Source organism: Streptomyces sp. PKU-EA00015 (assembly GCF_013387495.1).
Classification (GTDB): domain Bacteria; phylum Actinomycetota; class Actinomycetes; order Streptomycetales; family Streptomycetaceae; genus Streptomyces.
In genome coordinates, this window is sequence record NZ_JABZEE010000141.1 from 1 (window position 1) to 589 (window position 589).

At 70.8% G+C, this 589-nt stretch carries 1 protein-coding gene; it reads left to right on the forward strand.

Going from position 1 to position 589, the window contains the following annotated elements; all coding sequences use genetic code 11:
• A partial coding sequence (purN, locus tag HW130_RS35255) for a phosphoribosylglycinamide formyltransferase (RefSeq protein ID WP_177153829.1) occupies positions 1-589 on the forward strand: 589 nt, incomplete at both ends.

Sequence of the window (589 nt, forward strand, 5' to 3'; positions counted from 1 at the left end):
CTCGTCGTCCTGGTCTCCGGATCGGGGACGAACCTTCAGGCCCTGCTCGATGCCGTCGCCGCCGATCCCGAGGGGTTCGGGGCGCGGGTGGTCGCCGTCGGTGCGGACCGGTCGGGCATCGCCGGTCTGGAGCGGGCCGAGCGGGCGGGGCTGCCGACCTTCGTGTGCCGGGTGAAGGATTTCGCCACCCGTGAGGAGTGGGACGCGGCCCTGACCGAGGCCACCGCCGCGTACGAGCCGGACCTGGTGGTCTCGGCGGGGTTCATGAAGCTCGTGGGGAAGGAGTTCCTCGCGCGGTTCGGCGGGCGCATCGTCAACACGCACCCTGCGCTGCTGCCCAGTTTCCCCGGTGCCCACGGCGTGCGGGACGCGCTGGCGTACGGCGCGAAGGTCACCGGGTGCACCGTCCACCTCGTCGACGACGGCGTCGACACCGGACCGATCATCGCCCAGGGCGTGGTCGAGATCCGGGACACGGACGACGAAGCCGCTCTGCACGAGCGCATCAAGGAAGTCGAGCGTTCGCTGCTCGTCGAGGTCGTGGGGCGTCTCGCCCGGCACGGCTACAGCATTGAGGGACGAAAGGTTC